Genomic DNA, 22923 nt, shown 5'->3' with positions numbered 1-22923 from the left:
CCCCAGATGACCCTTTATTCTCCACTGTGTGCAAACGATCCCCCCGGAGACCGTTTCGCCCGTGCGGGTGCGCGGCGCGATGGGCGATGTCCTGGCGCTCTGGCTGGGGTCGCGGGCGGGGATCGTCCTGGCGGCCACGGTGGGGGCGGGCGTGCTCGCGAGGGACGACCGGCTGCCGTCGTTCCTGGAGCGCTGGCAGCACTGGGACGCCAAGCTCCTGGTGGACATCGCGAAGCACGGCTATGACGGCGATCCCGCGGCCGACCCCGACCAGGGGCTGCCCGCGTTCTTCCCGGGGATGCCCCTCGCGCTGCGCCTCGTCCACGTGATCGTGCCCGACTGGTCGCTGGCCGGGCTGCTGATCTCGCTGGTCGCCGGCATGATCGCCATGGTGGCGCTCGCCCGGCTCGCCGACTTCGAGGGGCCAGAAGGCGCGGGGCGGCGCGCCGTCCTGGCGCTGGTGCTGTGCCCCACGGCGGTGTTCCTGTTCGCCGGGTACACCGAGTCGCTGTTCCTGGCCTTCGCGATCCCCGCCTGGCTGCACGCGCGGCGGCAGAACTGGGTGGCCGCGGGCCTGCTGGCCGCGGGGGCGTCCTGTGTGCGGATCACCGGGCTGTTCCTGGCTCTGGCGCTGATCGTGGAGTTCGTGATGCGGCGGGGCAGGACGGGTGCCGTCCCCTGGCTGTTCGTTCCCTTCGTCCCGTTGGTGCTGTACTCGCTTTACCAGCACGCGCGCACGGGGGACTGGCTCGCCTGGCAGCACGCCCAGGAGGCGGGCTGGGGCCGCCAGATGGTCTGGCCCTGGCAGTCCTTCTGGACGACCTGGCAGATGGCGACCGGGGACGGGCAGTTCGCCTGGGCGTTCCGCATGGAGCTCGCGGGCGCGGTCGCCGGGGTCGCCGTGGTGGGGTGGCTGCTGGTGGCGCGCCGGTGGAGCGAGTTCGTGTACGTCGGGCTCCAGGTCGGCGCGCTGATGTTCTCGGCGTACTACCTGTCGATCCCGCGGGCGGCGCTGCTGTGGTGGCCGTTGTGGGTGATGCTCGGGCGCGCCGGCGTGCGGCGCCGCTCCGTCCTGCTGGTGTACGCCCTGGTGGCCGGGCCGTTGATGGTGCTGAACACCATGACGTTCATCGAAGGAGCCTGGGCGGGCTGAGGCGCCGCGGCGTCTTACCCGCTTTCCCACTTCCGTAATCCAGGGGATTTATCCACAGGCTGTGGATCAAAGGTGTTCGCGCAGGAACGCGATGTCGGCCGTCTGCCCGTCGGCGGGGGTCTCCACGACGATCGGCGCCCCGGCCGCCCGGCACACCGCCAGGATGAGCTGGGGGTCGATCTGGCCCTTGCCGAGGTTGGCGTGCCGGTCCGCGCCGGAGTCGAATGCGTCGCGCGAGTCGTTGCAGTGGACCAGGTCGATGCGTCCCGTGATCGCCTTCACGCGGTCGACCACGTCCACGAGCTCCTCGCCGCCCGCGTGCGCGTGGCAGGTGTCCAGGCAGAAGCCGACGTCGAAGCCGTCCAGCGCCTCCCACAGCCGGGCGATGCGCTCCAGCCGGCGCGCCATCGCGTTGCCGCCGCCCGCGGTGTTCTCGATCAGGACGGGGATCGGCGTCTCCAGCCGCTCGAACACCTTGCGCCAGTTGTCGAAGCCGATCTGGGCGTCGTCGTCCTTGCCCACGTGCCCGCCGTGCACGATCAGGCCCTTGGCGCCGATCGAGGCCGCCGCCTCCAGCTGGCCCGCCAGCAGCTTGCGGCTAGGGATGCGGATGCGGTTGTTCGCCGTGGCGACGTTGATCACGTACGGGGCGTGGACGTAGACGTCGACGTCCGAGGCCTTCAGGGCGTCGGCGGAGGCGGGCAGCTCCGGCCCCTTCCACCCCTGCGGATCACCGAGGAAGAACTGCACGACCTCCGCCTCACGCACCGCGGCGTGGGCCAGTGGGTCGTCCCGGTCGACGTGAGCTCCGATGCGAACCATGGGGACGAGCGTAGTCGTTTCGAGCACTTGACCAGGGGCAGTAGAGGCGCCGAGTTGGTACGCCCGGAAACCCGCGTACCGTGACATATAGGAGAAGACAGTGGCCTACCGTCGCCGCGGGATCAGCCTCTTAGGCCTGATCTACATCCTCATCGGGCTTTACGTGGCCTGGGTCCACCACTACATCACCCCCGACCTCCTCAAAAGGGTCGCCCAGGCCCTGCTCGCGATCTTGCTCTGGTTCCTCATCCTGCTCGGCGTCGACCTCCACATCGGAGGCTTGTGACAGCGGACGCGCGCACCTTCGAACCGGCGTGGGCGTCTCGGGGGCGCCCCGTCGACTCGCCGTCACAACGCGGCGGGTCAGGGAATGAACCCGCCGTGATAGATGCCCAGCGCCGTGCCGACGAACGACGCGACGATGGCGACGATGTTCAGCGAGCGCTCGGCGGTCGTCGCCGAGACGTACTGCGCGTACAAGCCTCCGACGAACCCCAGCACCCCGGCCCACGAGGCGACGACGTGGACGGGGACGAACAGCCCGCTCATGAACGCGATCAGGCCGCAGGACAGCGCGGCCAGCGTCAGGGCATTCTCCAGGGGATGCCTCTTGCCGTCGGTGTTGAGCGTGACGTGGTACCGGCCCGCGGACCGGCCAGGGGGCTGTGACATGGTGTCCACTGCTCCTCCTTTCTTCTCTTCGTGACGTTCCCCTTACGGCGCGCCGACAATCGCTCGGGCACGGTCGGTGACCCTGGTAGACTTCTTGGGCTGCGCTTGCTACGCGTGTCATCACCCGCGTGGCCGCTCCCCCTTCCGAAAGCGGGTGCGAGAGCGTCGGCGTCCTCCTGTCACGGCATGGTGTCGTGACCGCAAGAGTCCAGAGGAGGTTGGAAGTCCACATGCGTCGTTACGAACTGATGGTCATCCTCGACCCGTCCCTCGATGAGCGCACGGTGACTCCGTCGCTCGACCAGTTCCTCACGGTCGTCCGCAACGACGGCGGCACGGTGGAGAAGGTCGACGTGTGGGGCCGCCGCCGGCTGTCCTACGACATCGCCAAGAAGGGTGAGGGCATCTACGCCGTCATCGACCTGACGGCCGAGCCGGCCACGGTCAAGGAGCTGGACCGCCAGCTCAACCTGAACGAAGGCATCCTGCGGACCAAGGTGCTGCGCCCCGACATGCACTGAGCTTCGGGTCATGCCGAAGCCCGGCTTTTTGTCGGGCGGTAGCCGTACTCTGAGGCCCAACAGGCTGCGCAGATTCACGCAGGAAGGCGAGAGCGACCATGGCAGCAGGCGACACCACGATCACCATCGTCGGCAACCTTGTCGACGACCCCGAGCTGCGTTTCACCCCTTCGGGGCAGGCCGTGGCGCGGTTCCGCATCGCGTCCACTCCGCGGTTCATGGACCGTCAGACCAACGAGTGGAAGGACGGCGAGAGCCTCTTCCTGACCTGCAACGTCTGGCGCCAGGCGGCCGAGAACGTCGCCGAGAGCCTCCAGCGCGGCATGCGGGTCATCGTCCAGGGGCGGCTCAAGCAGCGGTCGTACGAGACCAAGGAAGGCGAGAAGCGCACCGTCTACGAGGTCGAGGTCGACGAGGTCGGCCCGTCCCTGCGCAACGCCACGTGCAAGGTCAACAAGACCGCACGGCAGGGCGGCGGCGGTGGGGGCGGCGGCTTCGGCGGCGGTGACGACCCGTGGGCCTCGGCCACTCCGGCGCCGCCCGGTGGCGGCTTCGGCGGTGGTGGCGGCGGCGGCAACTACGGCGGCGGTGGGGGCGGCGGCTACAACCAGGGCGGCTACGGCGGCTCCGGTGGTGGCGGCGGCGACCTCAGCGACGAACCGCCTTTCTGAACACCACGTTTCATCCAGTAACCGATCGACCATTCCCGCATCACGCGGGGCTCTCTTAGGAGGAGCACCACGATGGCGAAGCCGGCACTGCGCAAGCCGAAGAAGAAGGTTTGCCTGTTCTGCCATGACAAGATCTCTTACGTCGACTACAAGGACACGGCGCTGCTGCGGAAGTTCATCTCCGACCGCGGCAAGATCCGTGCCCGCCGGGTGACGGGCAACTGCACCCAGCACCAGCGCGACGTGGCCACCGCGATCAAGAACGCTCGTGAGATGGCCCTGCTGCCGTACACGAGCACCGCGCGCTGACAGGAGGCCTGCGAGATATGAAGCTCATTCTCACGACCGAGGTCTCGGGCCTCGGCGCCCCCGGTGACATCGTCGAGGTCAAGGACGGCTACGGCCGTAACTACCTCATTCCCCGCGGTTTCGCCCTGCGCTGGACGCGCGGCGGCGAGAAGCAGATCGATTCGATCAAGAAGGCGCGCGACGCCCGCGAGATCCGCGACCTCGGCACCGCCAAGGAGGTCGCCGGCCGGCTCGGCGCCCTGCGGGTGAAGCTGAAGACGCGCGCGGGCGAGTCCGGACGCCTGTTCGGCTCGGTGACCACCACCGACATCGCCGACGCGGTGAAGGCCGCCGGTGGTCCGCAGCTCGACCGCCGCCGCATCGAGATCACCAGCCCGATCAAGAGCGTCGGTTCGCACCGCATCTCGGTCCGGCTGCACCCCGAGGTGGCCGCCAACATCGACGTCGAGGTTCTCGGCACCTGAGCGGTGTGATCGTCGATTCACGAGGGCCCTTCCCGATACGGGAGGGGCCCTTCGACGTTTCGGTTGAGCCTCGCCGCGGGCGGGAGGCCGTGGACGGGGGGCGGGCGGGGCGTACGATCGCGGGGGTGCCCGGTTCACGGCGGCCGGTCGCCGGGGAGCCGCAGGGGTGGCTCGCCCTAAAAGCTATGATTTCAGCCCTCATAGATGTGTATGGGCGGAATCCGTGGCAGCCGATATCCTGAGCGACGAATTCCCCTGGTAGAACCCCCTCTGGAGGCTTGAATGCTCCGTCCCTGGATGCCGCCGGCGCTCGGCGCCCTCGCGATGGTGGTGGTGGCGTGCGCTCCGGCCTCCGACACCACCTCCGCCTCCGGCGCCCCCACGACCGCCGCGCCCTCCGCGTCGGCGACCTGCGGGAAGGACCAGCTCAAGCTGCTCAAGCCCGGCACGCTGACCATCGGCACCGACAAGCCGGCCTACGAGCCGTGGTTCAAGGACGACAAGCCGTCCAACGGCGAGGGGTTCGAGGGCGCCGTCGCCGCCGCGGTGGCCGGCAAGCTCGGCTTCGCGCAGAACGAGGTCACCTGGACGGTCGCCCCCTTCAACTCGGCGTTCGCGCCCGGCCAGAAGCAGTTCGACTTCGACATCAACCAGGTGTCGATCACCCCGGCGCGGCAGAAGGCCGTCGACTTCAGCGAGGGGTACTACACGGTCAAGCAGGCGGCGGTCGCGCTCAACGGGTCCAAGTTCGCCTCCGCCGCCTCCCTCGCCGACCTCAAGGACGCCAAGATCGGCGTCCAGGTCGGCACGACGTCCCTCACGGCCGTGAAGAACTCCATCGCGCCGAGCGCCCAGCCGAACGTCTACAACGAGCAGATCGACGCCGTGAACGCCCTGAAGAACAAGCAGGTCGACGTCCTGGTGGTGGACCTGCCGACCGCCTTCTACGTCACCGCCGCCCAGGTGGACGGGTCGAAGATCGTCGGCCAGTTCGGCAGTGCGGACGGCACGGCGGAGCAGTTCGGCCTCGTCTTCCAGAAGGGCAGCCCGCTGGTGAGCTGCGTCAACGCGGCGATCGGCGCGCTGCGGTCCTCCGGCGAGCTGGCGAACATCGAGACCCGGTGGCTCGGCTCCGCGGCCGGTGCGCCGGAACTGAAGTGACGCACCCGTCCGGCGGGGGGACGGCGGACGCGCCCGGCTCCCCGGCGGACGCGTACGGCGCCCTGGCGGACGCGTACGGCGCCCTGGCGGACGCGCCCGGGGACTACTCCGAGGGCGGGTGGGTCAAGAGCGACCGCCAGCGCGAACGCGAGCGCCTGCGCCGCCGCAGGGACCTGCGCTCCAGTTCGGTGGCGACCGTCTCCACGGTCGTGTTCGTCGTCCTGGTCGTCTCGGTGGTCACCGCGTCCCCGGGCTGGCCGAGGGTCAAGGAGACCTTCTTCGACCTCGGCCAGTTCACCGGTGCGTTCCCCGACGTCCTGGCGGGGTTCCTGCTCAACATCAAGATCTTCCTGATCGCCGAGCCGCTGATCCTGGTCGTGGGGCTGCTCGTGGCGCTGGTGCGCACGCTGCACGCGCCGGTGTTCTTCCCCCTGCGCGCCCTCGCCGTCCTCTACACCGACGTCTTCCGCGGCGTGCCGACGATCCTGGTCATCTACCTCGTCGGGTTCGGCCTCCCCGCGCTGGAGATCCAGGGCGTGCCGTCCGACCTCGCCACCCTGGGCGTGATCGCGCTGACGCTGTCGTACGGGGCGTACGTCGCCGAGGTGTTCCGGGCGGGCATCGACTCCGTGCACCCCAGCCAGCGTGCCGCGGCCCGCTCCCTCGGGCTCACGCAGGGCCAGGCGATGCGCTTCGTGGTGCTGCCCCAGGCCGTGCGCCGGGTCGTCCCGCCGCTGCTCAACGACTTCGTCTCCCTGCAGAAGGACACCGCCCTGGTCGCCACGATCGGGCCGCTGGAGGCGCTGCGCCAGGCGCAGATCCACGCGGCCGACACGTTCAACTACACCCCCTACCTGGTGGCGGCGCTGCTGTTCATCGCGCTGACGATCCCGATGGCCCGGTTCACCGACTACCTGGCGGCCAGGTCCCAGAGGCGGCGAGGCGCGTGAGCGGACCGCGGGAGACGGAGGGGCGGGACGTCGTCCTGCGCGTCGAGAACGTCTGGAAGAACTACCACGGGCACCACGTGCTGCGCGGCATCGACCTGTCGGTGGACTCCCACGAGGTGGTCTGCCTGATCGGCGCCTCCGGGTCGGGGAAGTCGACGCTGCTGCGCTGCGTCAACCTCCTGGAGTTCGTGGACGACGGCGTCATCCACCTCGACGGCGAGGAGATCACCGACGTGCGGGCGGACCCGGACGACGTGCGCAAGCGCATCGGCATGGTGTTCCAGTCCTACAACCTCTTCCCGTCCATGACCGTGCTGGGCAACATCACGCTGGCACCGAGGAAGGTGCACGGGGTGGGCAGGGCGCGGGCCGAGGAGGAGGCCCGCGAGCTGCTGGAGCGCTTCGGCCTGGCGGACAAGGCCGGCGCCTACCCCGACCGGCTGTCGGGAGGCCAGCAGCAGCGCGTGGCGATCATCAGGGCCCTGGCCACCCGCCCCCGGCTGCTCCTGCTGGACGAGGTCACCTCGGCGCTGGACCCGGCGCTGGTCGGCGAGGTGCTGGAGATCATCCGCGAGCTCAAGGCGACGGGCATGACGATGGTCCTGGCCACGCACGAGATGGGCCTGGCCCGCGACATCGCCGACAAGGTGTGCTTCCTGGACGGAGGGGTCCTGCTGGAGCAGGGCCCGCCCGAGCAGATCTTCACCGAGCCCCGGCTACCCCGCACCCGCGAGTTCCTCCGGCGAGTCCTGGAGGCCAGACGCGTCTGAGTTGTACCCGCATATGGCCTCGCTCCGCTCGGGGGCGGGTCAGGCGCCGGTGACGAGCCATGCGCGGCCGTACGCGCGCCATCCCAGCGTGGCCAGGCGCGCCGCCATCCACACCCCGAGGGCGAGCCACAGCGCCACCAGCCCGCCGCCCGTGTGGACGACCGCGTACGCGGCGGGCAGGTAGGCGAGCGTGGTCAGCGCGGACGCCCAGGCCAGGAAGCGCCGGTCGCCCGCGCCGATGAGCACCCCGTCCAGGACGAAGACCACGCCCGCGACCGGCTGGAGGATCGCGACGATCCACAGCACCGAGACGAGCTCGGCGCTCACCTCCGGGTCGGCGCCGAACAGGCCGGGCAGGACCGGGCGCAGCAGCACGAGCGCCACCCCCAGCACCACGCTGCAGCCCACGCCCCAGATCACCATCGTCCGGGTCGCCGAACGCGTGAGGTGGACGTTCCCGGCGCCGAGCGTCCGCCCGGTGATGGCCTGACCGGCGATGGCGATCGCGTCGAGGGCGAAGGCCAGCAGGGTCCAGATCTGGGTGGCGATCGCGTGAGCGGCGAGCGGCGCGTCGCCCATGCGCGTGGCGACCGTCGTCGCGACGATCAGCACGACCCGCATGCAGACGGTGCGGATCAGCAGGGCGATCCCGGCCGTGCCCGCGTCGCGGACCCCCGCGAGGTCCGGCCGCACCGGCACGTGGTGCTCGCGGGCGGCCCTGACGACGACGAGCACGTAGACGACCGCCCCGAGGCACTGGGCCAGTACGGTCCCCCAGGCCGACCCCGCGATGCCCCAGTGCAGGACCAGCACGAAGAGGGCGTTGAGCGCGGCGTTCAGCGCGAAGGAGCCGATCGAGACGACCAGCGGGGCCACCGTGTTCTGCAATCCGCGCAGGATTCCCGTCCCCGCCAGGATGACGAGCATGGCGGGCGTGCCCAGCAGGCTGATCCGCAGGTAGGTCACCGCCTGGCCCGCGACGCCAGGGGAGGCGCCGAACAGCTCGACGATCCAGGGGGCGAGCGGCCAGCCCGCGGCGATCAGCGCGACACCGATCGCGGCGGCGAGCCACAGCCCGTCCACGCCCTGCTTGACGGCCCGCGGCAGGTCACCCGCTCCGACCTGCCGGGCCACGGCCGCGGTCGTGCCGTACGCGAGGAACACGCAGACGTTGACCAGGGACGTGAGGGCCGTGCCGGCGATGCCGAGCGCGCCGAGGGCGACCGTGCCGAGGCGTCCGACGATGGCGTAGTCGGCGAGAATGAAGAGAGGCTCGGCCACCAGGGCGCCGAAGGCCGGGACGGCGAGTCGCAGGATCTCTCGGCTGCCGACGCGGGAGGTAAGGGCCACCCGTCTATTTTGCCCCTTACGTCGTTCCGTTCCGCACCGGGTCCCCGCGTGGCCCGCGTGTCACGGCGACTTTCTTTCTTCCACAGCTCGTGGACAGCGTTTTCGCTGCTCAGTAAGGGGTTGTGGAGAAGCCTTCCCGGTTATCCACAGGGTTGTCCCCAGTGTTCCCACATGCCGCGGGCGGAACTGCACACCTTATCCACAGCTCTTCCACATCGTTGTCTACAGGACGCGTTGCCGGTTCGTTCGATACCGGCGAAACTGTCACCCCGGCTACTTCGGGGGTGCCGGGAAGCACGAGGGGAGGGCGCCAGGTGAGCAGTGAGGTGGCACCGGCCTTCGACGCTCCGTTCGAACGCACTCCTCCCAGCAACATCGAGGCCGAGCAGTCGGTGCTGGGCGGCATGCTCCTGTCCAAGGACGCCATCGCCGACGTCGTCGAGATCCTGCGCTCCGACGACTTCTACCGGCCCGCGCACCAGATCATCTACGACGCCGTCCTCGACCTGTACGGGCGCGGCGACCCCGCCGACGCCGTCACCGTCTTCAACGAGCTGTCCCGGCGCGGCGAGATCGCCCGCGTCGGCGGCGGCGCGTACGTCCACACCCTCACCGCCGTCGTCCCCACGGCCGCCAACGCCGGCTACTACGCCAAGATCGTCCGTGAGCAGGCCATCCTCCGGCGGCTCATCGAGGCCGGCACCCGCATCGTCTCCTACGGCTACGGCGGGCAGAACGAAGAGGTCGACGAGCTGGTCGACCGCGCCCAGGCCGAGATCTACGCCGTCACCGAGCGCCGCACCAGCGAGGACTACCGCCCGCTGTCGGAGATCATGCCGGGCGCCCTCGACGAGATCGAGGCCATCGGCAGCCGCAGCGGCCAGATGGTCGGCGTCCCCACCGGCTTCCAGGACCTCGACGCCCTCATGAACGGCCTCCACCCCGGCCAGATGATCGTGGTGGCCGCACGCCCGGCCATCGGGAAAAGCACCCTTGGTCTAGATTTCGCTAGGTCTGCGGCGATTCGGCACCACATGACCACCGTGGTGTTCTCGCTGGAAATGTCGCGTAACGAGATCACCATGCGGTTGTTGTCAGCCGAGGCGCGGGTGGCGTTGCATGCCATGCGGGCGGGGACGATGAACGACGACGACTGGCAGCGGCTGGCGCGCAGGATGAGCGAGGTCGCCGAGGCGCCCTTGTTCATCGACGACTCACCGAACATGTCGATGATGGAGATCCGTGCCAAGTGCCGTCGGCTGAAGCAGCGGCACGACCTGCGGTTCGTCATCGTCGACTACCTGCAGCTCATGAGCTCGCCGAAGAAGACCGAGAGCCGGCAGCAGGAGGTCTCCGAGATCTCGCGTGCGCTCAAGCTGCTCGCCAAGGAGCTGGAGGTGCCGGTGATCGCGATCTCCCAGCTCAACCGCGGTCCGGAACAGCGCACCGACAAGCGCCCACAGGTGTCCGATCTTCGCGAATCGGGCAGCATCGAGCAGGATGCGGACGTCGTGATCCTGCTCCATCGGGAGGACGCCTACGAGCGGGAGTCGCCGCGGGCGGGGGAGGCCGACCTGATCGTGGCCAAGCACCGTAACGGGCCGACCGCCACGGTGACGGTCGCCTTCCAGGGGCACTACAGCCGGTTCGTGGACATGGCCCCGCACTAGCGCTCGCCGGTGGCGCGGGCTGGTACGGGGCCGCGTCGCGGCTTGGGTCAGGCTTTGGCGTAGCGGCGGCGGAAGCGTTCGACGCGGCCGGTCGTGTCGAGGACGCGGCTGCGGCCCGTGTAGAACGGGTGGCTCGCCGACGAGACGTCGACGTCGACCAGGGGGTAGACGTTGCCGTCCTCCCACTCGACGGTCTTGCGGCTCGTCACCGTGGACCGGGTCAGGATCGCGAAGTCCGCGCTCGGGTCGCGGAAGACGACCGGGCGGTACTCGGGGTGGGTCTGCTTCTTCATGGCGATTCCCGTCATTCCGGCCATCGAAGCCCTTGTTGGTTTCGATAACCGCCGCCAATAGCACCGAGCGTCGCCGGTATATTCCCGCGCGTCCGCGCGGGTCAGTCCGCGCAGAGCTGGGCGCGCAGGGTGGCGTACGCCCAGCCCTCCCACCGCTCGGGCGTCCAGCCGCGCCCGCGCACCAGCAGGAGGTACAGCTCGGGGCTGAGCAGGCCGAACAGCAGGTCGGCCGCGTCCTCGGCCGTCACCCCGGGCCGGGCGCCCGGCTTGGCGACCAGCGCCTTGGCGGCGGCGGCGTGGACGGTGAGGCGCGGGTCGACGTCCTGGTCCCAGAGTGTGGTGATCTCGGCGTCGGCCTGGGCGGCGGCGCGCAGCATGTCGATGACCGGCGCGACGCGCTCCAGGATGCGGCAGGTGCCGGCGACGTGCAGGCGCAGGTGGGCGCCGGCGTCCGGGGCGGCGAGCGCGTCCTGGAACCAGGGGCGGTCCATCGTCGCGAGCGGTTCGTGGTCGCCGGCGATCGTGCCGTCGATCAGCTCCTTGAGCAGCGCTCTTTTGTTGCCGAAGGTGAAGTAGATCGTCTGGACGGCGACACCCGCGCGTTCGGCGATCTGCTGGAGCGACGTCGCGCCGTAGCCGCGCTCGACGAACAGCTCGCGAGCGGCGTCCAGCATGCGGCCGCGTGTCTCGTTGGCCTTCAACGTCCGTTTGGCACCGCTCTTGACCTGACTCACGGCTGTAGTCTATCTCTAGATGTCGACTCTAGAGTTTAACTCTAGCGAGGGAGAGGCATGGAAACCATCGCGAACACCCACCACGCCGAGGCGTGGAACGGCTGGGAAGGCGAGCACTGGGCCCGCAATCCGAGCCGCTACAACGGGATCATGTCCGGGTTCGACGACCGGCTGTTCGAGGCCGCCGCCATCGGCGAGCGGGACAGCGTGCTGGACGTCGGCTGCGGGACGGGGTACGCGACCTTGGTGGCAGCCCGCAGGGCCTCGCGCGGGCACGTCGTCGGCGTCGACCTGTCGGCCCCGATGCTGGAACGCGCCCGCGCCGACGCCGCCGGCGAGGGCGTGGGCAACGTGCGGTTCGAGCGGGGCGACGCCCAGGTCCACCCGTTCCCGGACGGCGCGTTCGACGTCGTCATCAGCCGGGGCGGGGTCATGTTCTTCGCCGACCCGGTGGCCGCGTTCGCCAACATCCGCCGGGCCCTGCGGCCGGGCGGGCGCATGGCGTTCCTCGGGCCGCGCGGCGGTGATCCCGACGCTCACTACTCCCGCGCCACGGCGGCGCTGGCCCCGCTGATGCGCGGGCCGTCACCCGCCGCGCGGGGAATGGGCTCGCTGGTCGACCCGGCGCGCATCAGGGAGGTGCTCGACGCGTCCGGCTTCACGGGGGTCGAGATCACCCCCGTCGACGCGTTGATGAACTACGGAAGCGACGCCGCCGACGCGGCCGACTTCATCCTCGGCATGGGGCCGGTGCGGTTCAACCTCCAGGACGCCGGCGAGGACGTCCTCACCCGTACCCGCGCGGGGCTGCGGGCGGGGCTCCTGTCGTACGAGACCGCGGAGGGGGTGATGATCCCGGGCGCCGTCTGGGTGGTGAGCGCCGTTCGCCCCTGAACCGGCGGAAACAGCGGCATGGAGGCGGCACGCTCGAAACCTCAAGTAATCTTGAGGTCAAGTGAGCGGAGCGGAGTGTGCCGGCCATGACCGATTCCCCACCCCGGGGCATGGAGCTCAGCGTGGGCGAGCTCGCCGAGCGCAGCGGTGTGAGCGTGTCGGCGCTGCACTTCTACGAGAAGCAGGGGCTGATCAGCAGCCGCCGTACCACCGGCAACCAGCGGCGGTACCGGCGCGACATGCTGCGCCGCGTGGCGTTGATCCGCATGGCGCAGCGCGTGGGCATCCCCTTGGCGGAGATCGCCGCGATCCTCGCGCTGTTCCCGCCGGACCACATTCCGACCCGCGCCGACTGGCAGCGCATGTCGGAGTGCTGGAGGGAGGAACTGGACGAGCGCATGCGCAGGCTGCGGCAGCTGCGCGACGAGTTCACCGACTGCATCGGCTGCGGCTGCCTGTCGATCGACCGCTGCCCGCTGATCAACCCCAATGACGAGATGGGCAGGCAGGGTCCGGGGCCCCGCAGGCTGCTCAGGGCGGGTCAGGGCACCACGCGCGCGTGCGTCGTCAGCCTGCCGTCGTCGGAGATGACGTGCAGCGCGAACCCCGGCGGCGCGTCGAAGTCGACCGGTGGGATGGCCGGCGACTCCTGCGGCAGCAACGCCTGCGAGACCACTCCGGGCGCGACGTAGACCGGACGCCCGGCGAACATCGTGGCGGTCGCCGTGTGGGCGTGGCCTACCAGAATGCCGACGATCTGGGGGTAGGCCCTGACCACCTCCTCCAGCCGCTCGGGCTCCAGCAGGCCGATCTCGTCGACGTAGGGGATCTGGATCGGCACCGGCTGGTGGTGCATGCCCACCAGCACGGGCCCGGGGGCGGACTCGACGACGCCGGCGAGCCACCGCAGCGTCCCGTCGTCGAGGTGCCCCTCGTTCTTGCCCGGAATGCTGGAGTCGCACAGCGCGATCGTGGCGCCGCCGGCCTCCAGCACCTGGTTGATGGGCTCGGCCCCGCCGTCGGCCTCGCCGAGGAACGCCTTGCGGAACTCGGGGCGGCTGTCGTGGTTGCCGGGGCAGACGATGGAGGGGTAGGGGAAGCGCAGCAGCTCGCGGGCGAGCTCGTACTCTTCCGCGGCGCCGTGGTCGGCGATGTCGCCGGTGACCAGCACGGCGTCGATGGGGCCCGCGAGCCCGGACAGATGGCGGACGACCCGCTCGACCCGCTCGGCGCTCCTGGGCGCGCCGTCGATGTGGACGTCGCTGATGTGGGCGAGGGTGATCATACCTTCGAGGATGCCACAGGGACCTCCTCCCCGTCCCTGTCCTCGTGCCGGGTGGCGGCCATGAGGATTTCGGTGGTGCGGCGGTCGGCGGGGAAGAACGACTCGATGGCGAGCTCGGCCACGGTGATGTCGAGCGGTGTGCCGAACGTGGCGATCGTGCTGAAGAACGCCAGCTCGCCGCCGTCGTGGCGCAGGCGCAGCGGGACGACGATCTCGCCGGGGCCGGGCAGCTCGACCTCCGGCTCCGGCTGGTCGCACGGGTAGGCGCGCACCTCCGCGTAAAGGGCCTCCAGCCCGGGGTCGGCGGTGAGCGCGATCTGACGGCGCAGCCGGCCGAGCAGGTGGCCCCGCCACTCGCCGTGGTTGACGATGTGCGGGGCCAGCCCCCGTGGGTGCAGGCTCGCCCGCACGACGTTGGCGGGCGCGGCCAGCAGCTCCGGGTCGACCAGTGCGGTGAGCAGCCCGAGGCTGGCGTTGCCCTCGACGAGGTTCCAGCGCCCGTCCACGACGACCGCGGGGTAGGGGTCGTGGCCGGTGAGGATCTGCCGGAGTGCCTCGCGCACCGCCGCCATGCGGGGCGCGTCGAGCGTCGTCTCGGAGAAGACCGGGGCGAATCCGGCGGCGAGCAGCAGGCGGTTGCGCTCGCGCAGCGACAGGTCCAGCTCCTCGGACAGGTGCAGGACCATCTCGCGGCTCGGCTTGGACCGCCCGGTCTCCAGGAAGCTGAGGTGCCGGGTCGAGATGTCGGCCTGGATGGCGAGGTCGAGCTGGCTGAGCCTGCGGTGCTCGCGCCACTGGCGCAGGAGCTCGCCTACGGGCCGCTGGGAGAGCGCCGTGGTCGTCATGACGCGAGGCTATGTGGTGACGTGCCCGATGACGATTACGCCGGAGGTAACCGGCGGCGTTCCCCGGACGGCGCGCGTGCGGCTGTCTCACGGCGGCTCATGTTCCCACCCGGACGATCGAGGTCACTCCCAGCGGAACGTGCGCGCGGCGAGCAGCGTCGCGGCCACGGCCCAGGCGGCGAGGACGGCGAGGTGGAGCGTTTCGGGCGTCGTCCCGGCCCAGGCGTCGCGCAGGGCCTGGCCGAAGGCGCCGGTGGGCGTGAAGTCGCCGATCTCGCGCAGGATCTCGGGCATGAGCTCGCGCGGCACCCACATGCCCGCCAGGAACATGAGCGGGAACATCACGACCGACCCGAGGCCCCCGGCGACGCGGCTGTTCGGGACGACGGCCGCCAGGCACAGGCCGAGCGCGAACAGCCCGCACACCCCGAGCACGAACGCGAGCGCGAACACCGGGAGCTGCGTGGGCATGCGCGTGCCGAAGACCAGGCTGCCGCACATGATCATCAGGAGCGCGGCGACGACCGTCGTGACCAGGTTGATCACGAGCTGGGTCAGCAGCAGCGCCCCGGGCGAGACGGGAGTGACGGACATCCTGCGCAGGACACCGCGTTCCCGGTACACGGCCAGCACCGAAGGGATGATCGAGAAGGCGGAGACCATGATGGACAGCACGATCATCATCACGGGGAGCTGGGTGTCCACGACCCGTTCCCCGCCGAGGTTCGGGTCCGGGTCGCGGAAGCCGGGGATGGCGCTGCCGAGGATCAGCAGCAGCCCGAGCGGAAGCAGCAGCGTGAAGAACGCCGTCAGCGGTTCCCGCAGGTAGAGCCTGGTCTCGGTACGCAGGAGCGTCCGCAGGGCCGCGCGGCCGGCCAGCGTGTCGTGGGAGGGCCTCGTCAGCGTGTTGGGCGACATGTCAGGATCTCCTAGGCTTCGTCGGTGGCCGCGTGGCCGGTGATGGCGAGGAAGGCGTCGTCGAGCGTGGCCCGTTCCACACGCAGCCCCATGGGGACGATCCGATGGGCGGAGAGCGCGGCGGTGAGCGCGAGCAGCACGTCATCGCCCCCGGTCACCGTCACCTCGTCGCCGTCCCGGACGACCCGCGCGATCTCGGGGGCCGACCGCAGCACCCCCTCGGACCCGGGCGGGCAGCGGAAGGTGACACGCAGCATGCCGTCCACCGCGCCGATCAGGCCCGCGGGCGTGTCCACCGCGGCGACGCGGCCCCGGTGGATCACCGCGATCCGGTCGCAGAGCCGCTCGGCCTCCTCCATGAAGTGCGTGACCAGCACGATCGTGACGCCCCGTGCCCTGACCGCCTCGATGAGCTCCCAGGTCTCGCGGCGCGCGTGCGGGTCGAGGCCGGTGGTCAGCTCGTCCAGGATCGCCACGCGCGGGTCGCCGACCAGCGCCAGCGCGATCGACAGGCGCTGCCGCTGGCCACCGGACAGCTTCGCGAACGCCGTGTCCCGTTTGGGCCCGAGGCCGACCTCCTCCAGCAGGCCCTCCCAGGGCGCCGGCCGGTCGTAGAACGAGGCGTACAGCCGCAGCGCCTCCCGCACCCGCAACTTGTCGGGCAGCGAGCAGTCCTGGAGCTGGACGCCGACCCGCCGCCGCAGCTCGGCGCGGTCGCGGCGGGGGTCGAGACCGGTGACGCCGATGGTCCCGCCGTCCGCCGCGCGCAGGCCCGAGAGGCATTCGACCGTCGTCGTCTTCCCCGCGCCGTTGCGGCCGACGACGCCGAAGATCTCTCCCTCCTCGACGGCGAACGACACGTCGTCCACCGCCACCTGAGATCCGTACATCTTGCGCAGGTTGGTGACCTCGATGATTGCCATGCCATCGAAGCTAGGAATCGCGCGGCCCGCCCGGAATGCGGTTACGGCCCGAGCGGGGGTGTACCCAGGTACACCCCATCCGGGCATTCACCGCCACTACGAACCAAGCCCCTGGTGACGCAGACTGGTGCGCATGATTGTGAGGACGCTGACCGGCTTCGCCCGAGGGCTCGCGCTGTTGGCGCTGGCCGCCACGCAGGTGGTGATCCTCGGCCTGGCCCTTGTGGCGTTCACGCTGACCTTCGGCCTCGGCCTGGTCTTCCTGTTCCCGTGGAGCGTGCGGATGGTCCGCGGGCGCACCCGCCAGGCGCGCCGGATCGCGGGGTCGTGGGCCGGTGTGAAGATCGACGCGCCGTACCGTCCCACGCCGCCGCCGCCCGTGCCGCAGCGCGACGGGTGGTACCGCGAGGGCCGGCAGCTCTACCGCACCTCCCTGATCCCCAACTTCAACCGGACCTTCGACTGGATGAGCAAGGACCCGGCGACCTGGCGCGACTACGCCTGGCTGATCGCCGAGCCGGTGGTGGGGGGCCTCATCGCCGCGTCCCCCCTGCTCATGGTGGGGTACGGCGTGCTGCTCGCCGCTGTCGGGCGGCCGGTGGAGGTGCTGGCCGGGCTGGTCCTCGTGGCAGGCGGCGTGCTGATCGCCCCCCACGTGCCGCGCGTGCACGGCCTGTGGACGAAGGTGTTGCTCGCCCCCACACAGCGGGCCCGGCTACTGAACGAGGTGCGCCACCTCACCCAGGCGCGCACCGAGGCCGTCGACACGCAGGCCGCCGAGCTGCGGCGCATCGAGCGCGACCTCCACGACGGCGCGCAGGCCCGTCTGGTCGCGATCGGCATGACCCTCGGGGCCGCCGAGGAGCTGGTGGACTCCGACCCGCGGGCGGCGAAGGCGCTGATCGCCAAGGTGCGCGAGGCGTCGGCCGCCTCGCTGGTGGAACTGCGGCAGCTCGTCCGCGGCATCCACCCGCCGGTCCTGGCCGAGCGCGGGCTCGGGGACGCCGTGCGGGCCCTCGCCCTGGACAGCCCGCTGGAGGTCACGGTGAGCGTCGACCTGCCGGCGCGCGCCGAGGCGCCGGTCGAGTCGGCCGCGTACTTCGTGATCAGCGAGCTGCTCACCAACGCAGGCCGGCACGCGGGCGCCCGCTCGGTCGCGGTGGACATCAGCCACCGGGGAGCCGCGCTGCGCCTGACCGTCACCGACGACGGCCATGGCGGCGCCGACCCGTCCAAGGGCAGCGGTCTCCAGGGCATCGAGCGCCGGCTGGCCGCCTTCGACGGCGTGCTCGCGGTGAACAGCCCGGTGGGAGGGCCGACCACGGCCGTCGTGGAGATACCGCGCGCGTACCCGGGCATCGGGGGCGGCATCATCCCGCGGTGGAAGGTGCGGTTGATGACGGTCTGCTGGGGGCTGTTCTGGCTGCCGCTGTTCCCCCAGGGCCTCGTCACGCTGGTGATGAAGATCTTCGGCGCCGATGAGCGGAGCTGGTTCCTGGCGCTCTACCTGCCCGAGGTCCTCCAGCTCCCGGTCATCTTCGCCATGATCGCCCTCGGCGGCGGTATGGTCGCCTACGGGACGCGCATGGCCCGGCAGCTCAAGGCAGCCGATGGGGCCTGCGCATGAGAGTCGTCCTCGCCGAAGACCTGTACCTGCTGCGCGACGGCCTGGTGCGCCTGCTCGAAGCGCACGGGTTCGAGATCGTCGCGGCGGTCGAGTCCGGGCCCGAGCTGCTCAGGGCGCTGCTGGACGAGCGTCCCGAGGTCGCGGTCGTGGACGTACGGCTGCCGCCGACCTTCACCGACGAGGGGCTGCAGGCGGCGCTCGCCGCCCGGCGGTCGATTCCCGGGCTCCCGGTGCTCGTCCTGTCCCAGCACGTGGAACAGTTGTACGCGCGCGAACTGCTCGCCGACGGCACCGGCGGCGTGGGCTACCTGCTGAAGGACCGCGTCTTCAACGCCGGCCAGTTCGTGGACGCCGTGCGCCGGGTCGCGGGCGGGGGCACCGCGATGGACCCCGACATGATCGCCCGGCTGCTCGCCAGCAACGCCAGGAACGAGCCGCTCGGACGGCTGACCCCGCGCGAGCGCGAGGTGCTCGAACTCATGGCCGAGGGACGCTCCAACGCCGCCATCGCCCAGCGCCTGTACCTGAGCGAGAGCGCCGTGGCCAAGCACACCGCGAGCATCTTCGCCAAGCTCGACCTCGCGCCGTCCGACGACGACAACCGCAGGGTGCTGGCCGTCCTCGCCTACCTCAACGGCACCCGCGGCTGAGTCGCCCGCCGTCAAATGTCCCACCCAGGCGCTACCGTTTGAGGGACGGACGTTTCGAAGGGGGTGGATCAGGGTGAAGTTCCAGGTGGGCCGCGATGTCCTGGCCGACGCGGTGGCATGGATCGCCCGCACGCTGCCGGCGCGCCCCGCGGTGCCCGTGCTGTCCGGCATCCTGCTCGACGCGCGGGACGACGGCCTCATGCTCTCGGTGTTCGACTACGACGTCTCGGCGCGTGCCTCGATCGACGCCGACGTCGCGGAGCCCGGCAAGGTGCTGATCCCCGGGCGGCTGCTCGCCGAGATCACCAAGAGCCTGCCCGCCGAGCCGGTGCAGATCGTCACGTCGGGTTCCGAGGCCGTGCTGACCTGTGGCGGCGCCGAGTTCGGCCTGCTCACCATGCCCGTCGAGGACTTTCCGACGCTTCCCCCGATGCCCGAGAAGGCGGGCGCGGTCGGCGGCGGCGTCCTGGCGTCCGCGATCGGCCAGGTGGTCGTCGCGGCCAGCCGTGACGACACGCTGCCCATGCTCACCGGCATCCGCGTCGACATCGACGGCCTGGAGGTCTCCCTGGCCTCCACCGACCGCTACCGCATCGCCGCGCGCGACTTCCTGTGGAATCCGCAGAGCCCCGGCCGGCGCGCGGGCGTCATGATCCCCGCCAAGGTGATGACCGAGGTGGGCCGGTCCCTGCGCGCGGGCGAGGTGTCCATCGGTCTCGGGGACGGCATCGCCGGCTTCGAGTGCGCCGGGCGCATCACCACGGTCCGCCTGCTGGACGACCAGTTCATCGACTACCAGTCGCGCCTCACCGACGAGTGGTCGATCAGGGCGAGCGTCGCGGTGGCGCCGTTCGTCGAGGCCATCAAGCGCGTGGCGCTGGTCGCCGAGCGGGGCAGCGCGATCCGCCTGTCGTTCAGCCAGGGGCAGGTGCTGGTGCAGGCGGGCGGCGGCGACATCGGCCGGGGGGCCGAGGCGGTGGCGGCCGAGCTGGAAGGCGACGACATCCAGATCGCCTTCCAGCCGCACTTCCTGCTCGACGGCCTCGCGGGCGTCGAGACCGAGAACGTCCGGCTCAACCTCGCGTCCCCGACGCGGCCGGTGCTGATCACCGACGACGGGGACGACCCGGCGTTCCGCTATCTCGTGATGTCCCTGCGGCTGACCTGACGCCCGGCCCCGGGAGGGCGGCCGCGGAGGGCGCAGGCCCAGCGGCTCGGTCAGTCCAGCAGTTCGGCCGGGTCGCTGAGCGCGATCGCGATGTGCTCCATGCAGGCGTGGCCGGCGCGCTCGGCGGCGGCCGCGTCGCCCGCGGCGATGGCCCGGGCGATGGCGTCGTGGGGGATGTGCCCGTTCTCCAGCGGCGCGCCCGCCGCCGCGATGCTCGCCCGCAGCGCCGCCGAGAAGTCCTTGTACAGATCGATCAGCACGCGGTTGTGCGTGGCCTCGACCACCGCGATGTGGAAGGCCAGGTCGGCCTCCACGAAGGCGTCGACCTCGGCCTCGGCCCACGCCTGCTCACGGCGCAGCAGCGCCGCCTCGATCAACTCGATGTCGCCCTTGGTGCGCCGGACGGCGGCGAGCTTGGCGGCCTCGACCTCCAGCGCCCGCCGCACCTCCAGAATCTCAAGGTGCTCGGCCGCGCGCAGCCGCCGCGCCATGGCTCCGGAGAGCTCGCTGGTCGCGCGGACGTACGTGCCATCGCCCTGCCGGCACTCGAGCAGGCCCGCGTGCGTGAGGGCCCGCACGGCCTCACGCACGGTGTTACGGCCTACGCCGAGTTGCTCCGCCAGCACGGTCTCCGTCGGGATCTTGGCGTGCAGGTGCCAGGAACCCGAGGTGATCTGGTCTTTCAGCTGCTCGATCACCTGGTCGACGAGCGAAGCCCGCTGCGCCGTACGCAGACTCACAGTCAGCCTCCTCCGGGAAACCAATCATCCTACGAGTCAATGATTGGTTGAACTTAACTATTCCGGAGTCTACCCGCCAAATCCTGAGACCGGGCGGGGAGGCCTATCGTGCGAACACCGTGGACGTCACGGCCCCGGCGACGGTCGACATCACACCGACCGATTCCAGTGCCTTGCGATACGCGGTCGTCTGCTGCTGCCGGTTACCGGCTCTTCCCCAAAGGTCCCCCAGCTCACGCCACACCGCGGCGACCTCCCGGCCGTGCGCCTGGCCCACCCCCGGCGCCTGGTCCAGGAGCGCGCCCGCGCGTTCCAGGCTGGCTTCGGCCCCCCCTTCGGACCGTGCCAAAGCGACATCGGCCAGTACCAGATGCACCAGGGCGGCGACGGTCCCCGGCTCGTCCGACAGCAGGCCGAGGGCCTGCTTGGCGAGGAGCTCCGCGCTGCCGGTGTTGCCGGACCTGAGCCGCACGCGAGCCAGGACGGTCAGGCTGCGCGCGTGCTCCGCCGACTCGGCGGGCAGGACGGAGAAGACCTCAGTGGCACGCGAGACCAGCTCGTCCACGTGGTCGGAGTCGCCGACGGTCTTGGCGGCGGAGATCTCGGCCCAGCGCATGGCGATCCTCGCCGCCTGGAGCGCGACCCGCGCCGGCCGCCCGGCGGAGAGAGCGTCGTCGGCGAAGTGCACCGCGAGCGCGGAGTCCTCGCCCTCGGCCGCCGAGACGCTCGCCTGCCACAGCGAGAGGATCTCCGTAGTGCGGTCGTCGGGCACGGGCACGCCTGTGGAGGCGAGCACCTGCTCGACGTACGGAAGGCCGATCTCGGCTTCGGCCAGCGCCGCCGCGAGCTCGACCGCCACCTCGCCGTGGAAGAGTGACAATTCCATCACCTGGGCCAGTGCCTCGGCGCCGAGGTCGCGTGCCCGCATGAGGTCGCCCGCCCTCTGGTAGCACCGGCACAGCGCCACCGTGAGCGGGACGTCGGCCAGGCGCTCGGGGTGTGCGGCGGCCTCACGGCGCAGGCGCTCGTACGCCTCCACCGCGCGACCGATCTTGCCCTGCGCCTCCAGGGCCCGCGCCCGTCCGAGCCGGGCGTGTGCGGCGAGGAGCGCGTTGTCCTCACCCGCGGCCTTGACGATGTCGCCGAAGCGATCGGCGGCGAGGGCCGCGTCACCGTGGTAGAGCTCCAGCTCGGCGTGGCGAAGGCCGAGCTCGGTGTCGATGCGCTGACGCGGCTCGATGCCGTGCAGCAGAAACTCGGTCGTGCAGCCTAGGCGTTCCGCGAGCAGGCGGGCCACCACGGGCGTAGGCGTGCGCTTGCCGGACTCGATGAGAGAGACATAACTGTCGGATAGGTCGGGTCCGGCCAGCTGAGCCTGAGACATTCGCCTGCTCAGGCGCAGTCCGCGGACGCGATCACCGATGGTTCCCTGACTCGGCATGTGATCTCTTAGGGCGGGGATATGGTCAATGGTTCCGCCATGATGGCACGAAGGAGCCGAATCGGGTATACCCACGTCAAGAATCCCGAGGGTGAAGTTGTCTCACGCCTCGGGATTCAGGACGAAAGCGGACTAATCATCGTCGTCAGAGCCGGGAAACAGCATCTGACAGACCTCCAGGTACAAGGTCTCCGGATACGGAATGAAGGGGACCGTCGACAGGGCCTGATCTTGGCCGGCCGACTCCAGGACGAACTCGCCGTAGCCGAGCATGCGGCCCAGCAGTGAGCGCTGGAAGCTCATGTCCGTGACCTTGCCGAGGGGCATCATGTCCACTCGACGGGTTATCAGACCTCTTGTCAATAGCATGCGTTTCGAGGTCACCACGAAGTAGTCGACCGACCACTCCGCCACTTTCCACACGAAGCGGATCAGTAAGAGGAGCCAGGCCCACCAGACGATGACCAACGCCTGTGAGCCCTGGTTCTCTCCGAGCCACTTGCTCAGCAGTCCTGCCAGGACCAGGCCGCCGAAGACCTCGGCGACCGGCCGCAACAGCACGGCCGGGTGGCGCCGCACCATGATGACTTGGTGTTCCTGGGGGAGAAGGTAACGGTTGACCGACGACGGAGCAGAGTCCCCGTGGGTCACCAGCCTCATGTCAGCTTCGTGAAGAATAGCGCCAGCGAATCCGCTGCATTCACCACAGTGTTCATTGCTCCCTGGACCGCGCTGGCCGCGTCAGCCGGTCTGGTGAACAGGTAGAAAGCCACAAACGCGATGGCTGCGTACGTTAGAACCTTCTTGACCTGCACTGCCGCCTCCGTTTAACCACTCACCCACTGCACCCACCGTATACATTACCCAGCGGACGGGCCGGGTAAAGCGCATC

General features: G+C 70.4%; 27 protein-coding genes and 1 pseudogene. 15 read left to right on the top strand and 13 right to left on the bottom strand.

What is annotated here, in order from left to right; translation table 11 throughout:
* Nucleotides 1–28: 28 nt before the first annotated feature.
* Nucleotides 29–1153, top strand: a complete 1125-nt coding sequence (locus DQ384_RS18250) for a mannosyltransferase family protein (protein ID WP_245966575.1) — start codon at nucleotides 29–31, stop codon at nucleotides 1151–1153.
* 66 nt (nucleotides 1154–1219) lie between these two features.
* On the opposite strand, the gene DQ384_RS18245 is transcribed toward DQ384_RS18250, so the two are convergent.
* A complete protein-coding gene (locus DQ384_RS18245) occupies nucleotides 1220–1975 on the bottom strand; it encodes a deoxyribonuclease IV (RefSeq protein ID WP_114030024.1) in 756 nt (251 codons plus the stop codon).
* A 100-nt stretch (nucleotides 1976–2075) separates the two neighbouring features.
* On the opposite strand from DQ384_RS18245, the gene DQ384_RS18240 reads away from it, so the two are divergent.
* Nucleotides 2076–2261, top strand: a complete 186-nt coding sequence (locus DQ384_RS18240; RefSeq protein WP_114030023.1) for a hypothetical protein — start codon at nucleotides 2076–2078, stop codon at nucleotides 2259–2261.
* Between the two features lie 77 nt (nucleotides 2262–2338).
* Here the strand turns inward: DQ384_RS18240 and DQ384_RS18235 are convergent, their stop codons facing one another.
* Nucleotides 2339–2647, bottom strand: a complete 309-nt coding sequence (locus DQ384_RS18235) for a hypothetical protein (protein WP_114030088.1) — start codon at nucleotides 2645–2647, stop codon at nucleotides 2339–2341.
* Between the two features lie 230 nt (nucleotides 2648–2877).
* On the opposite strand from DQ384_RS18235, the gene rpsF reads away from it, so the two are divergent.
* The 7 genes from rpsF to DQ384_RS18200 all read left to right on the top strand — a co-directional run bounded on the left by rpsF (nucleotide 2878) and on the right by DQ384_RS18200 (nucleotide 7493).
* Entirely contained in the window at nucleotides 2878–3168 is a 291-nt protein-coding gene (gene rpsF, locus DQ384_RS18230) for a 30S ribosomal protein S6 (protein WP_114030022.1), read from the top strand.
* Between the two features lie 98 nt (nucleotides 3169–3266).
* Nucleotides 3267–3839: a single-stranded DNA-binding protein gene (locus DQ384_RS18225; protein ID WP_114030021.1), complete on the top strand. Its 573-nt coding sequence runs from the start codon at nucleotides 3267–3269 to the stop codon at nucleotides 3837–3839.
* A gap of 72 nt (nucleotides 3840–3911) precedes the next feature.
* The gene (gene rpsR / locus DQ384_RS18220) at nucleotides 3912–4148 is read left to right on the top strand and encodes a 30S ribosomal protein S18 (protein WP_061256131.1); all 237 of its coding nucleotides are present in this window, start codon (nucleotides 3912–3914) and stop codon (nucleotides 4146–4148) included.
* A gap of 17 nt (nucleotides 4149–4165) precedes the next feature.
* Nucleotides 4166–4612, top strand: a complete 447-nt coding sequence (gene rplI / locus DQ384_RS18215; protein WP_114030020.1) for a 50S ribosomal protein L9 — start codon at nucleotides 4166–4168, stop codon at nucleotides 4610–4612.
* A 282-nt stretch (nucleotides 4613–4894) separates the two neighbouring features.
* Nucleotides 4895–5773, top strand: a complete 879-nt coding sequence (locus DQ384_RS18210) for an ABC transporter substrate-binding protein (RefSeq protein WP_114030019.1) — start codon at nucleotides 4895–4897, stop codon at nucleotides 5771–5773.
* Nucleotides 5770–6723 carry an amino acid ABC transporter permease gene (locus tag DQ384_RS18205; protein WP_245966574.1) on the top strand — a complete coding sequence of 318 codons (954 nt, stop codon included), beginning with the start codon at nucleotides 5770–5772 and terminating at the stop codon, nucleotides 6721–6723. Before DQ384_RS18210 ends, DQ384_RS18205 begins: the two co-directional genes overlap by 4 nt.
* A complete protein-coding gene (locus DQ384_RS18200; RefSeq protein ID WP_114030018.1) occupies nucleotides 6720–7493 on the top strand; it encodes an amino acid ABC transporter ATP-binding protein in 774 nt (257 codons plus the stop codon). Before DQ384_RS18205 ends, DQ384_RS18200 begins: the two co-directional genes overlap by 4 nt.
* Nucleotides 7494–7532: 39 nt before the next feature.
* Here the strand turns inward: DQ384_RS18200 and DQ384_RS18195 are convergent, their stop codons facing one another.
* Complete coding sequence (locus DQ384_RS18195) at nucleotides 7533–8843, bottom strand: MATE family efflux transporter (protein ID WP_114030017.1); 1311 nt, start codon at nucleotides 8841–8843, stop codon at nucleotides 7533–7535.
* Between the two features lie 314 nt (nucleotides 8844–9157).
* Here DQ384_RS18195 and dnaB point away from each other — a divergent pair, with 314 nt between their 5' ends.
* Nucleotides 9158–10513, top strand: coding sequence for a replicative DNA helicase (dnaB, locus tag DQ384_RS18190; protein WP_114030016.1), 1356 nt, complete (start codon nucleotides 9158–9160; stop codon nucleotides 10511–10513).
* 47 nt (nucleotides 10514–10560) lie between these two features.
* Here dnaB and DQ384_RS18185 read toward each other — a convergent pair whose 3' ends face one another.
* The gene (locus DQ384_RS18185; protein WP_114030086.1) at nucleotides 10561–10806 is read right to left on the bottom strand and encodes a type B 50S ribosomal protein L31; all 246 of its coding nucleotides are present in this window, start codon (nucleotides 10804–10806) and stop codon (nucleotides 10561–10563) included.
* Between the two features lie 101 nt (nucleotides 10807–10907).
* Complete coding sequence (locus tag DQ384_RS18180) at nucleotides 10908–11540, bottom strand: TetR/AcrR family transcriptional regulator (RefSeq protein ID WP_114030015.1); 633 nt, start codon at nucleotides 11538–11540, stop codon at nucleotides 10908–10910.
* Nucleotides 11541–11597: 57 nt separating this feature from the next.
* Between DQ384_RS18180 and DQ384_RS18175 the strand changes: the two genes are divergently transcribed.
* Together DQ384_RS18175 and soxR are read left to right on the top strand one after the other, a co-directional pair.
* Nucleotides 11598–12434, top strand: a complete 837-nt coding sequence (locus DQ384_RS18175; RefSeq protein WP_114030014.1) for a class I SAM-dependent methyltransferase — start codon at nucleotides 11598–11600, stop codon at nucleotides 12432–12434.
* A gap of 86 nt (nucleotides 12435–12520) precedes the next feature.
* Nucleotides 12521–12967, top strand: a pseudogene (gene soxR / locus DQ384_RS18170) (redox-sensitive transcriptional activator SoxR); the annotation flags it as partial.
* Nucleotides 12968–12975: 8 nt separating this feature from the next.
* On the opposite strand, the gene DQ384_RS18165 reads toward soxR, so the two are convergent.
* The 4 genes from DQ384_RS18165 to DQ384_RS18150 all read right to left on the bottom strand — a co-directional run bounded on the left by DQ384_RS18165 (nucleotide 12976) and on the right by DQ384_RS18150 (nucleotide 16405).
* Nucleotides 12976–13719 carry a phosphodiesterase gene (locus DQ384_RS18165; RefSeq protein WP_114030013.1) on the bottom strand — a complete coding sequence of 248 codons (744 nt, stop codon included), beginning with the start codon at nucleotides 13717–13719 and terminating at the stop codon, nucleotides 12976–12978.
* On the bottom strand, nucleotides 13716–14564 hold the full coding sequence (locus DQ384_RS18160; protein ID WP_114030012.1) for a helix-turn-helix domain-containing protein: 849 nt from the start codon (nucleotides 14562–14564) through the stop codon (nucleotides 13716–13718). The genes DQ384_RS18165 and DQ384_RS18160 overlap by 4 nt, the downstream gene beginning before the upstream one ends.
* A 123-nt stretch (nucleotides 14565–14687) precedes the next feature.
* Nucleotides 14688–15482: an ABC transporter permease gene (locus DQ384_RS18155; RefSeq protein WP_114030011.1), complete on the bottom strand. Its 795-nt coding sequence runs from the start codon at nucleotides 15480–15482 to the stop codon at nucleotides 14688–14690.
* Nucleotides 15483–15493: 11 nt separating this feature from the next.
* Nucleotides 15494–16405 (bottom strand): ABC transporter ATP-binding protein, encoded by a 912-nt coding sequence (locus DQ384_RS18150; protein WP_114030010.1) that lies wholly within the window; start codon nucleotides 16403–16405, stop codon nucleotides 15494–15496.
* A 133-nt stretch (nucleotides 16406–16538) separates the two neighbouring features.
* Between DQ384_RS18150 and DQ384_RS18145 the strand changes: the two genes are divergently transcribed.
* The 3 genes from DQ384_RS18145 to dnaN all read left to right on the top strand — a co-directional run bounded on the left by DQ384_RS18145 (nucleotide 16539) and on the right by dnaN (nucleotide 19850).
* Nucleotides 16539–18032, top strand: a complete 1494-nt coding sequence (locus DQ384_RS18145) for a sensor histidine kinase (protein WP_114030009.1) — start codon at nucleotides 16539–16541, stop codon at nucleotides 18030–18032.
* Nucleotides 18029–18682 carry a LuxR C-terminal-related transcriptional regulator gene (locus DQ384_RS18140; protein ID WP_114030008.1) on the top strand — a complete coding sequence of 218 codons (654 nt, stop codon included), beginning with the start codon at nucleotides 18029–18031 and terminating at the stop codon, nucleotides 18680–18682. The genes DQ384_RS18145 and DQ384_RS18140 overlap by 4 nt, the downstream gene beginning before the upstream one ends.
* Before the next feature lie 73 nt (nucleotides 18683–18755).
* Nucleotides 18756–19850, top strand: a complete 1095-nt coding sequence (dnaN, locus tag DQ384_RS18135) for a DNA polymerase III subunit beta (protein ID WP_114030007.1) — start codon at nucleotides 18756–18758, stop codon at nucleotides 19848–19850.
* A gap of 50 nt (nucleotides 19851–19900) precedes the next feature.
* Here dnaN and DQ384_RS18130 read toward each other — a convergent pair whose 3' ends face one another.
* The 4 genes from DQ384_RS18130 to DQ384_RS41310 form a co-directional block, all read right to left on the bottom strand.
* The gene (locus tag DQ384_RS18130; RefSeq protein ID WP_114030006.1) at nucleotides 19901–20590 is read right to left on the bottom strand and encodes a FadR/GntR family transcriptional regulator; all 690 of its coding nucleotides are present in this window, start codon (nucleotides 20588–20590) and stop codon (nucleotides 19901–19903) included.
* 103 nt (nucleotides 20591–20693) lie between these two features.
* Nucleotides 20694–22031, bottom strand: a complete 1338-nt coding sequence (locus DQ384_RS18125) for a helix-turn-helix domain-containing protein (RefSeq protein WP_114030005.1) — start codon at nucleotides 22029–22031, stop codon at nucleotides 20694–20696.
* 132 nt (nucleotides 22032–22163) lie between these two features.
* The gene (locus DQ384_RS18120; RefSeq protein ID WP_114030004.1) at nucleotides 22164–22691 is read right to left on the bottom strand and encodes a PH domain-containing protein; all 528 of its coding nucleotides are present in this window, start codon (nucleotides 22689–22691) and stop codon (nucleotides 22164–22166) included.
* Nucleotides 22688–22846, bottom strand: a complete 159-nt coding sequence (locus DQ384_RS41310; protein ID WP_181871275.1) for a hypothetical protein — start codon at nucleotides 22844–22846, stop codon at nucleotides 22688–22690. The genes DQ384_RS18120 and DQ384_RS41310 overlap by 4 nt, the downstream gene beginning before the upstream one ends.
* Between the last annotated feature and the right edge of the window lie 77 nt (nucleotides 22847–22923).

The organism is Sphaerisporangium album (assembly GCF_003323745.1).
Taxonomy (GTDB): Bacteria; Actinomycetota; Actinomycetes; order Streptosporangiales; family Streptosporangiaceae; genus Sphaerisporangium; species Sphaerisporangium album.
Note: the sequence above shows the minus strand (reverse complement) of the source record. Positions and strands in the feature narration are given on the sequence as shown.

Bases quoted from the DNA above. Each gene is read 5' to 3' on its own strand.
- DQ384_RS18210 (WP_114030019.1), top strand. From the start codon at position 4,895: ATGCTCCGTCCCTGGATGCCGCCGGCGCTCGGCGCCCTCGCGATGGTG.
- rpsR (WP_061256131.1), top strand. From the start codon at position 3,912: ATGGCGAAGCCGGCACTGCGCAAGCCGAAGAAGAAGGTTTGCCTGTTC.
- DQ384_RS18225 (WP_114030021.1), top strand. From the start codon at position 3,267: ATGGCAGCAGGCGACACCACGATCACCATCGTCGGCAACCTTGTCGAC.
- DQ384_RS18140 (WP_114030008.1), top strand. From the start codon at position 18,029: ATGAGAGTCGTCCTCGCCGAAGACCTGTACCTGCTGCGCGACGGCCTG.
- DQ384_RS18165 (WP_114030013.1), bottom strand. From the start codon at position 13,719: ATGATCACCCTCGCCCACATCAGCGACGTCCACATCGACGGCGCGCCC.
- DQ384_RS18235 (WP_114030088.1), bottom strand. From the start codon at position 2,647: ATGTCACAGCCCCCTGGCCGGTCCGCGGGCCGGTACCACGTCACGCTC.
- rpsF (WP_114030022.1), top strand. From the start codon at position 2,878: ATGCGTCGTTACGAACTGATGGTCATCCTCGACCCGTCCCTCGATGAG.
- DQ384_RS18150 (WP_114030010.1), bottom strand. From the start codon at position 16,405: ATGGCAATCATCGAGGTCACCAACCTGCGCAAGATGTACGGATCTCAG.
- DQ384_RS18125 (WP_114030005.1), bottom strand. From the start codon at position 22,031: ATGCCGAGTCAGGGAACCATCGGTGATCGCGTCCGCGGACTGCGCCTG.
- DQ384_RS18175 (WP_114030014.1), top strand. From the start codon at position 11,598: ATGGAAACCATCGCGAACACCCACCACGCCGAGGCGTGGAACGGCTGG.
- DQ384_RS18120 (WP_114030004.1), bottom strand. From the start codon at position 22,691: ATGAGGCTGGTGACCCACGGGGACTCTGCTCCGTCGTCGGTCAACCGT.
- DQ384_RS18145 (WP_114030009.1), top strand. From the start codon at position 16,539: ATGATTGTGAGGACGCTGACCGGCTTCGCCCGAGGGCTCGCGCTGTTG.
- rplI (WP_114030020.1), top strand. From the start codon at position 4,166: ATGAAGCTCATTCTCACGACCGAGGTCTCGGGCCTCGGCGCCCCCGGT.
- DQ384_RS18185 (WP_114030086.1), bottom strand. From the start codon at position 10,806: ATGAAGAAGCAGACCCACCCCGAGTACCGCCCGGTCGTCTTCCGCGAC.
- DQ384_RS18245 (WP_114030024.1), bottom strand. From the start codon at position 1,975: ATGGTTCGCATCGGAGCTCACGTCGACCGGGACGACCCACTGGCCCAC.
- DQ384_RS18155 (WP_114030011.1), bottom strand. From the start codon at position 15,482: ATGTCGCCCAACACGCTGACGAGGCCCTCCCACGACACGCTGGCCGGC.
- DQ384_RS18160 (WP_114030012.1), bottom strand. From the start codon at position 14,564: ATGACGACCACGGCGCTCTCCCAGCGGCCCGTAGGCGAGCTCCTGCGC.